Raw genomic sequence first — 6,760 nt, 5'->3', positions numbered from 1 at the left:
TCCGCGCCGTCACAGTGGGATCGATGGAGATGCCGCTCACGATATCATCGGTCTGCGAGTTGAAGAGCTTCGAGTTCGCTTTAGATCGCTGGCAGGCGCCGAGCGCCAGTATCGACAAGCAAAACAGAGCGACGGTGATTCGATTCATTGTGAATTTCATGTTGAGCCTCTTGTTCATTGCACAACCTCCCAACCTGCGAGTTCGGGGAGCATATCATTGATATTTATCTTGCGCGGCACACCGGAGACGCCATCGGTCAAATCATTAAAGAAGCGGCTGCCCCAGCAAATGGTGGTCTGAGCGTTGGTGCCGAGTACGCAGGAGTGATCGAAACCGGACATGATGTCCTGGATCTGCAGGTCGCCGAAAAACTCCGGCTTAGTGAAGATCTGGCCATAGGTGTCGGAACTTCCCCAGCATTGCACGGTGTTTTCGCGGCTCAGGCTACAGGCGAAATCATTGCCGTTGGAAACCTTTTTGTAGAAGCCTGTGGTTGGCTTGTTCACGCCCACGGCGTCGTTGGCATCGCGGGTGAGGCAGCTGAGCGATCCGGAGTTCATCACACCACAAACCTGCGATCCGCCGGCTCCGTATGATTGACCAGCAGCGCCCAAAGGCATCGACAGAGCTGGGAAGCGACACTGAACGGTGCCAGTGCTATCATGCTCGCCGCAGAAGATTCCAGCACCGTACATGAAGCTGGTGTAGGTATCGGGCGCCGTGTCGCTTGGCAAATCATAATTCGCAACCCGCTCGCCGTAGCAGCGAACCAGATTGTCGGTGGTTTGCACGCAAGCTGGTTCCGCACCAGCCTGGAGCGCTTTGATTGGCAAGGGCAAGAGAGCAACGCGAGTGGCGTCGGTCGCCCCGTTTTTCAGAATCAAGAGTTCATTGCCCTTGGTGAAATAGATGCCCGCGTAACGGGGATTGAAGGTTTTGTTCGCGGCGATAAGATCAGCATTCACCAGCAAGGCCATTTCTTTGACATTGGCACCCGCTACGCTATCCGCAGGTCCCCAGCAAGCAACCTTGCCGTTGTTGGTCTTGATGCAGTTGCGGCGGAAACCAGCCGTCATGCTGGTGATTTTCACAGGCTCGATATTCACGGTCAGGGTTAAGTCCTGGTCCGAGAATTCCCCTCCCCCAAAGGCCCCTACCGTCACGTTGCAGCTGTAAGGAACGGTTGAAGGGTAGCTGGTTCCACTGATTTCCAGGCCTTCCGGATCCAATTTCAGCCAAGGGCAGTTCTTGGATTTCAAAAAGACCTGGATGGGGTCGGATTCAGGATCAGTCACTTGGAATTTGTAGCTGATGGCGCTGCCGGCTATCGCCGCCTGGGTTACGGTGTTTTGATTGAACTTAGGCGCCTGCGGATTCAAGATGAGAGTACCTGAAGCGCACTGCAGCTTGCTCTTGAGGGTCGCCTGGTCAAAGATCCTTTGGGTCGTGCCGTAGGGTTTTTTATCGAGCAGGTTGTATTCGACATTGTCCAAGAGGCCATTGCAACCAATTTCAAAAAACTGTTTGGCGATCGGGTTATGGACGTAAAACAGATCCTTGAATTTCACCAGCCGGTAGGAGTTGTCGAAGCTCAAGGCACCGTCAGCGGGAGGCGGAGTCGCAGGGGTATTGCCGTTTCCGACCAGCGCGCCGGTGAAGCTGGCAAAGCCTTTGCAAAAGAGGCCGTCGGCTGTCAGGTTGGTGGTAATAGTATTGTATTCGGCATGACTTGTTGTGACCGCGGTGAATTTCTTCCGAGGATTGAATCCAAGGCCTATCACCATCTGTTCAAGGCGATTGGAATCATCGCAGTACAACTTGAAATAGTTGGTGCCGGATTTGAAGACCAGACTCGGACCGCTGGCGGGCCGGTAGTCATAAATGGCGACATCCGGCTCATCGGCGCCCGCATAGGTCGAGAAACAGAAACCAGCGAATATTAAGGGTAAAAGGCGTTTCATTGGACTTCCTCCGCTTATGGTTTTTTGCAAATTCTGTCAGTGAGTGTCTCGACATTGGCGCAGATCGCGCTGCCAACCCGAAGATCGCTCTTGATCGTCAGACCGTTGACGATCGATAGGCTATCGTCGGTGAAGTAAACATCTGCAAACAGATTGCTGAATTCAGCTTTCTCGGCGACCAGAGCATAGGATGCTTTGTTTTGGTAGAGAAACCCGATCGAAGATCCGCTGCCAGTGCCCTTGACTTTGATGACCTGACCGTAGAGGACCGAACCATAGTGCAGCGACACGGAGTAGTCAGCGGAAAGATCGGCGCCTTCGATCGCTGCCAAGGAGTGCACCAAATCGATGCCTGTCGTTTCCGAACTTCTATAGATATTCACGTGGTTGTCGCGACCGCGCAGGATCACTCGGCTTGCCGAACTCAAGATACCGTTGTTGGCGGCATCGATCGAAAGGTTGCTGGCCGTGAGCCGGGTATTCGACAGATAGATTCCCGAAGTGAAAGAGGTGAAGGGATTCAAGGACCGGATCTGCAGGCCGTCCAGGTAAGCTGAACCCACGCCGTAGAGCGACAGGGCTGTTTGATCCATGGAAGCGATGTTGCTGCTGAGGACGATCCCTTCCATGTACAGGCGATTGATTCCAGCCAACTTGATCATGCTTTGGTTGTCAGGGTTCGCATAATTCTTGATGATTTTAGGTGGCCTAGTGTTGTCGCCCTCTTTGACCGGAATACCGTGCCATTGAATTTCTTTGATACTGGCGAATTTCTCGGCGATGGCTCGTTCGGCTTGAGTGCCGCTACCATCCAAAGTCAACTTGATCGGAGCAGACAATTTAATGTCACTGGTGACGGCCAAGTTGAGCATGACGGCATTGGGCTGGCAGGAAGTGCCGGACAGTGCTGCCCGTAGACTGGCTTCATCCTGGACTTCGATATTGCAAACTAGGCTTGCCGGGTAGTCGCAGCCGATGGTTTTTTCCGCAGCGATGGTCCGGAAGCTGGTTGTATAGCCCACGGATTCCCGCTTCAGATCATCCAAACTCGTGGAATCCACAATGGGGCCGTTTTTCTGGGTGGAACCAAACATCGAACTCAAGCTGTACGAACCGCAAGTCTCAAAACCAAAGCGGCGAGGCTCGACAACCCCGGGTTGATTGATGCTGACCACATCAGCTAAACGCTTGTTGATTAGGGTCTTTTCGGTCGTCTTGAGAGGAGCGGGCACCAAGGAATAGAGCGGACGCAAGTCGAGCTCTCCATCTTCAAACGGTGGTCGTTGCACAGAGGTTGCCCAGTAGGCTTTGTTGGAACAAGCCGCAGGGGCACCTTCCAAGCAAATATCGTAGAAAGCTGTGGTCGGGATGGCCGCGAGGAAGGCTTCCGCATCTTTGGTGGAAATCGTCGTTCGGGCGATCGTGAGGATCGGCGGAATGATCGGTGTGACTTTCTCAATGAAAGCATCCAGATTGGCTTTCAAGCTGTCCGTCATGATCCTCACTGAATTTTTCGGCAAACGCTCGCCATTGATGCTCAAGATGGGGAAGTAGCTCACGACGCCCTGGGGCGAGCGGTAGGTCACCAGGAGCACGGAGTTATTGAATTCAGATTCCGCAGCGCCGAATTTGAAATTGAAGTTGGCGGTGCGGAGGTAGTTAACGCTCACGCCCCAAAGCGGGCTTTCTAGAATGACGTTGGAAGCGGCACAAGCCAGATCCTGCACATGATCCCCGACAGCATCGGGAATGGAAAAGCTGATCTCTTGATAGGAAGGATCGAAGGCTTCCTTGAACTTGTCCAAGAGCGGCTGGCAAGCTGGAGTGATCCTATAGTAGAAGTCGGGATTTTCGGTTTTATTGGGGAAGTAGAAGGTATCGGTGCCGTCGAAGTTTTGGTACCAGTACCAGGTTGTCTTCTGTTGCACCGCTGGTTTGCAAGCGATCGATTGCTTGCCGTAACCAAAGAAGTTGGTGAAGATTTCCGGATCACCATCGACCGAATCCCACACATTCAAAGAATATTGCGTCTTCTCTTCCGATGTGAACAATTTGTTCTCATCCTTGACTTTATCTATGCCCAGGACTTTGTAAGCTTCCTGCTCACTCTCACAGCCTTCCATGGTGATAGCTTTCAGAGTTTTTCCGGAAGGTCCCGCATAGGGGCCCATCAGAGCGACAATTTTCGAATCCCCACCGGAGCTTTGAGTCACTCGGTACACCTGCGTATGAATTTCGCCTTCAGAACTGGCGATATCAGCAAGTTTGGATTTTGAACCCGGAGCACATGCATAGACAAGCATGCCGACGGGAAGGAAATACTTCAGAAACTTCGATGAAGTAGACATGGTTTGGCTCCAAGCTAGCTAAAATGACATAAAGCAAAGGTTGCAAAAACTGCAAGACCTGAATGATTTTTCATTGTTCGAGCTTTTTTCAGACGGATGCAGGACTTCTCACGTGACGTAAGACGAAACCGCTCGGACGAATGTTGCCGCTTCTCTCAGGAAATTTTTAGATGGCAGGTTTTTGTTCATCGTTCTGGTTAATTTTTCGAAGGCGATGGCCCGAGGCGGTTTATTTTGTTGTCGTAAATGATTTTTTTTAATAGGCACGTCTTTCAAGGCGATACGCGCAATAGTGGCTGGTTTGGCAGCTGGAGGAAAATCCCGCCCGCGGGTGTCGGCACCAACTGGTGAACGCCCATACGGTCGATTTTAAGACGCGACAGAACTTCGTCATCCTCCAGGACTGATTCCCAGGTTCGATCGGATTTCAAGCGGTACAGGTGAGCGCTGTAATCAAGAGCCCACAGTTGATCATCGATATCTTTGATGAAGTCCTTTATGAAACGACTTTCGGGCACTAGCGAAGCGCCCGCACAAGCCCTGAGATTGCTCCGGCCTGGGCCCCAGCTGTAAATCCGTTATATTTCAGCGAGCACTGGGGTACCGTGATCGAGCCCGATACAGGGATGAACGTGAAGGCGGCGCAGTAAAGGTCTTCGGCACACAGACGCGCGCAGGCCTTTTGATCGGCATCAGCTGCAAGAGCCGTCACACGATAGTCGCGGCCCTGGAGAGCAGTGCCCTCAAGCCATTGAACCTCGCGCTCGGGGGTCGTGCCGTTCCATTCGCCTGCTTTATTGAAATAGCTTTTGACTTGACGAATTTGTGTGATGTGTGCGGAGGTGACCCCGGGGACGCTCCACGCGTGTCCACTGAGAGCGAGCATGATCAGGCCGATGAACCAGGAAGAACGTTTCATGATTATTCACCTTTGTGGAAGGACACTAGTATCATACTGGTTCCGTTGCCTTCACGATAACGGGCTACCATTTGGGCTCCAAACGAATCGCGGGTGCAGATCACACCCTCCAAATCCAAGCGCGTGTTGCCCCAGGTCACAAGATTCACATAACCCGAGCCACGCGGTTCCAGGGTGATTTTCACCGTGTCCGGCGCTGCGACGTTAAAGGCCTGAGTGCCGTTTTTGCGGTCGCTGTAGTACTTGAGATAGGTCCCAGCGAGGTTGCTGCCTTCCATGACCATCTGGCCTTCGCCAAAGCTGGCAAAGCCGAAATTCGGAACGTTAGCGTCCGCTGTTCTGAGCTTGTTACTCACCAGTTTGATATCGATTCGCTTTGAAGCGCTCGACTGCTTCCACTGGGCCAGCTCCTGGAAGATCGAGGAGCAGGAGGGACTGTATATAGAATAGCGGTCGAATTGTGCCAGATTCTGTTTCAGCTTGTGCAACTCGCCCTGCTGGATGGCCAGCACGTGATCGGTGACATCAGCCGCAAAAGCGGCGGGACTCAGTGCTGCAAGCAATGAGAAATATTTGATGAATTTCATAGGAAACAGACCTTTCCTGGAATTGTGAATCACGACTTCGATTAAGACGGTCGTTTCCAGAAAATGCTGCAAGGGTTTGAAGGAGCAGGAATTCAGGCAATTTTGGCAGGTTCAGACGAACGTTGCGTTGAGCAAAACTGCTGCGATAGTTGAGCAGCGAAGCCCTGGGAGTGGGTTCTGGTTCTGGAGCGGGTTCCGGGTCGCGTGATGGTTCAGGAGTATTCGTCGGGGTTGGTGTTGGCTCTGGTTTTGGGTCGGGCTTGCCGGTACTCTCAAAATTCTCTGTGGAGCAGGTCTTTCCACGATCTTCTTCATGGGACAGAGATAATAGGGCTTTATTTTGCGTTTGCAAACTCTGAGCGAGGAAATATCTGGATTCGCGAGCAATCTTGCAGCCACGGAATAGAAGATCTCAGCAGCGGTGTATCCCTCTGCTTCGAGCTGTCGTTTTCGAATGATCCTCATCGACTCAAAGCCACCGATTGTGATCTTTGCCGTTCGAAACCTCCCAAAGCCCAGCGTGGCTCTGCATAACTATTTGATGGGCCTATAGTCCTGCTCGATAACGTTGTTCAAATATTTGTTCTGACGAATTTCGATATCGGCGCCTTCGTCGTCGTTATAGGCCTGAATGCCAGCGGCGTTGGCTCCGCTTTTGTCGATGGTGACTTTTATGGGTTCGTTATTTAACCTGACAGCCCTGGAGAGAAAGCGTTGTGCGGCTTTCCCGTCGCGCTTTGCCGTCAGCAAATAGTCGACGGTATTGCCTTCCTTATCCGCTGCCCGGTAAAGGTATTTCCACAGGCCTTTGACCTTGATATAAGGGTGAGTAGACCCTGGCGTTTCATCCAGAGCCCCTCTTAAAACCGGACGGGAACCTCTCGGCTCATCCGGCTTCCACCGATCCAACCTTTTACTGATACCCGCGCCACATTCCTTGTTGC

General features: G+C 52.4%; 6 protein-coding genes. All 6 read right to left on the bottom strand.

The features are described from left to right. Positions 1-174: 174 nt before the first annotated feature. The gene (locus tag VE954_RS22875; RefSeq protein ID WP_324957144.1) at positions 175-1,962 is read right to left on the bottom strand and encodes a hypothetical protein; all 1,788 of its coding nucleotides are present in this window, start codon (positions 1,960-1,962) and stop codon (positions 175-177) included. Between the two features lie 14 nt (positions 1,963-1,976). After that, complete coding sequence (locus VE954_RS22870; protein ID WP_324957141.1) at positions 1,977-4,310, bottom strand: hypothetical protein; 2,334 nt, start codon at positions 4,308-4,310, stop codon at positions 1,977-1,979. A gap of 272 nt (positions 4,311-4,582) precedes the next feature. Next, positions 4,583-4,828, bottom strand: coding sequence for a hypothetical protein (locus VE954_RS22865; protein WP_324957139.1), 246 nt, complete (start codon positions 4,826-4,828; stop codon positions 4,583-4,585). Next, entirely contained in the window at positions 4,828-5,229 is a 402-nt protein-coding gene (locus VE954_RS22860; RefSeq protein ID WP_324957138.1) for a PAN domain-containing protein, read from the bottom strand. The genes VE954_RS22865 and VE954_RS22860 overlap by 1 nt, the downstream gene beginning before the upstream one ends. Before the next feature lie 2 nt (positions 5,230-5,231). Continuing rightward, on the bottom strand, positions 5,232-5,816 hold the full coding sequence (locus VE954_RS22855) for a hypothetical protein (protein WP_324957136.1): 585 nt from the start codon (positions 5,814-5,816) through the stop codon (positions 5,232-5,234). 534 nt (positions 5,817-6,350) lie between these two features. Next, positions 6,351-6,760 (bottom strand): DDE-type integrase/transposase/recombinase (locus VE954_RS22850; protein WP_324957134.1); only part of this gene is annotated, 410 nt, incomplete at its 5' end.

Source organism: Oligoflexus sp., assembly GCF_035638955.1.
GTDB lineage: Bacteria > Bdellovibrionota_B > Oligoflexia > Oligoflexales > Oligoflexaceae > Oligoflexus.
Note: the sequence above shows the minus strand (reverse complement) of the source record. Positions and strands in the feature narration are given on the sequence as shown.

What these genes read in the sequence shown, in the direction of transcription:
- VE954_RS22875 (WP_324957144.1), bottom strand. Translation starts at nt 1,962, where the DNA reads ATGAAACGCCTTTTACCCTTAATATTCGCTGGTTTCTGTTTCTCGACC.
- VE954_RS22870 (WP_324957141.1), bottom strand. Translation starts at nt 4,310, where the DNA reads ATGTCTACTTCATCGAAGTTTCTGAAGTATTTCCTTCCCGTCGGCATG.
- VE954_RS22860 (WP_324957138.1), bottom strand. Translation starts at nt 5,229, where the DNA reads ATGAAACGTTCTTCCTGGTTCATCGGCCTGATCATGCTCGCTCTCAGT.
- VE954_RS22855 (WP_324957136.1), bottom strand. Translation starts at nt 5,816, where the DNA reads ATGAAATTCATCAAATATTTCTCATTGCTTGCAGCACTGAGTCCCGCC.